Source organism: Kineococcus indalonis (assembly GCF_009906395.1).
GTDB classification, from domain to species: domain Bacteria; phylum Actinomycetota; class Actinomycetes; order Actinomycetales; family Kineococcaceae; genus Kineococcus; species Kineococcus indalonis.
In genome coordinates this window covers 1-2,124 of the sequence record NZ_JAAALM010000615.1, presented here as the reverse complement: position 1 = coordinate 2,124, position 2,124 = coordinate 1, and the positions used below count along the sequence as shown (strand labels likewise).

Here is a 2,124-nt window from a genome sequence, read left to right as displayed (position 1 = left end):
GCACCGGCGCGCTCGCCAGCGGGCGCAGCGCGACCGGGTCCACCCCCAGCAGCTCCAGCGCCGCGCACGCCACCGGCACCCGCGCCGGCTTGACCTCCGCCCCCGCGTCCCCCTAGACACGCGGGGAGACCAGGCGCCGGGCCGGCGGGGTCCCGCGGCCCGCCCCGGGGCCCGGGCCGGGCCCGCGACGGCGGACAGGAGGCCCGTGCGCATCGAACGCGCCGTCGTGGTGGTGCCCGTGCTGGCCGCCGACGTGCCGCTGCTGGACGCCTGCACGGAGCAGCTGGTGGCCGCCGCCGACGAGGCCTCGGCGGCCGGGGTGCCCACCGACCTGGTGCCGGTGCTGGCCCCGGGCACGGGCGCGGGGCGGGTGCTGACCTCGTGGGAGCCGCTGGTGGTGCTGGTGACCGCCCCGCAGGTGGCGGTGGGCAGCCGGTGGGTCACCGAGCACGTGCACCACCACGCCGGCGGGGCGCAGGCGAGCACCGGGCCGGTGCGCGGGGCGAGCGGGCGGCACCCGCTGCGGCTGAACCTGGCGGTGCGGGCGGACCTGCTGCGCCGCTGCGGGCCGGCGGCGCTGCGCGGGGCCGGGGACCGCCCGCTGGTGCACGCCCTGACGCCCTCGGTGGGACTGCTGACCGCGGGTCAGCCGGCGTCCTCCTGATCCTCGGCGCCGTCGTCGGCGCCGCTGCCGCCGCGGCCCCGGCGCGGGTCGCGGGCCAGGACGCCCAGCAGCTCCTGGCGGCAGCGCTCCAGGGCGTCGCCGGCGGCGCGCACGTCGTCGGCGCGGCCGGTGACGGCCACCTGCTGCAGCAGGACGACGATCTGCCGCAGCTGGCCGAGGGTCTCCTTGAACTCCTCGCGCGAGGGCGGGCCGTCGACGCTCTCCCAGGGCGCGGGCGCGTCGGCGAGGTGCTCCTGCACGTGCCGGCGGCCGTCCTCGGTGAGGGAGAACCGCTTGGCGTCGGCGGGGTCGGGGGCGATGAGGCCCTCGTCCTGCAGCTGCTGCAGGGTGGGGTAGACCGAGCCGGGGCTGGGCTTCCAGGCGCCGCCGCTGCGGCGCTCGACCTCGCCGATGATGCGGTAGCCGTTGCTGGGGCCCTCGGCGAGCAGGACGAGCACGGCGGCGCGCACGTCGCCGCGGGGGCGCCGCCCGCGCCCGCCGCGCCCGTGGCCGCCGAAGGGCCAGCCGGCGCCGAAGCCGCCGAACCCGCCGAAGCCGGGGCCGAAGCCGTACCCCTCGGGGCCCTCGAAGCCGCGGGGCCCGCCGCGGCCGAAGGGTCCCGGGCCGGGGCCGCCGGGGTGGTGGCCGCGGTGGCCGCCGCGGCGCGGGCCGGGGCCGTCGGGAGCGTCGAAGAACTTGTCGAACCTCATGTCGCACCTCCGTGGTGGAGCGCGGCACGGCGCCGCACTCGATACGTCAACGATACATCGCTGACGTATCGAGTGCTACCCCCTCGGGAGGCGGGTGCTCGCGCAGCACGCCCAGCCCGACGGCCGCCGCCGGCAGCACCTGCAGCGCCGGCACCCGCTGCAGCAGCCGCAGCAGCGCCGGCGCGCGCACCGGCCCCTCGCGCGCCAGGGACGCCTCCAGCACCCGCCGGTGCGCCGCGCGCTGCGCCACCTGCGTCAGCGCCACCGGCAGCCACCGCCGCCGCCGCACCCGCGCCAGCTCGCGCGGGGAGGGCCGGCCCCGGCGCAGCGGCCCCGCCAGCAGCCGCGCCGCCGCGACCGCGTCCTGCACCGCCAGGTTCACCCCCACCCCGCCCACCGGGGACATCGCGTGGGCGGCGTCGCCCACCACCAGCAGCCCGTCCAGGTGCCAGCGCCGCAGCCGGTCGACGCGCACCCGCAGCTCGTGCAGGTCCTCGGTCGAGCGCAGGTGGCCCACCACGCCCGCCAGGTCCGGCAGCAGCCGCGCCACCTCGGCGCGGAACGCCGCCGGGCCCGCCTCGCGCACCTGCCGCGCCCCGCCGGCGGGCACCACGTACGCGCACTGCAGGTGGGTGCCGCGGTCCAGCACGACGGCGAAGCGGCCCGCCGACAGCCGCACCCCCGTGGGCGGCACCGCCCCCGGCGGCCGCGGCAGCCGGAACCACAGCACGTCCACGCCCACCCCGAACA

General features: G+C 80.2%; 3 protein-coding genes. 1 reads left to right on the top strand and 2 read right to left on the bottom strand.

Annotated features, from left to right (window positions below; translation table 11 throughout):
* Positions 1-205: 205 nt before the first annotated feature.
* A complete protein-coding gene (locus tag GTR00_RS19555; RefSeq protein WP_166613222.1) occupies positions 206-664 on the top strand; it encodes a hypothetical protein in 459 nt (152 codons plus the stop codon).
* On the opposite strand, the gene GTR00_RS19550 is transcribed toward GTR00_RS19555, so the two are convergent.
* Positions 646-1,374 (bottom strand): PadR family transcriptional regulator, encoded by a 729-nt coding sequence (locus GTR00_RS19550; protein ID WP_166613221.1) that lies wholly within the window; start codon positions 1,372-1,374, stop codon positions 646-648. The genes GTR00_RS19555 and GTR00_RS19550 overlap by 19 nt on opposite strands.
* A gap of 46 nt (positions 1,375-1,420) precedes the next feature.
* Positions 1,421-2,124 (bottom strand): FAD-dependent monooxygenase (locus GTR00_RS19545; protein ID WP_205706236.1); only part of this gene is annotated, 704 nt, incomplete at its 5' end.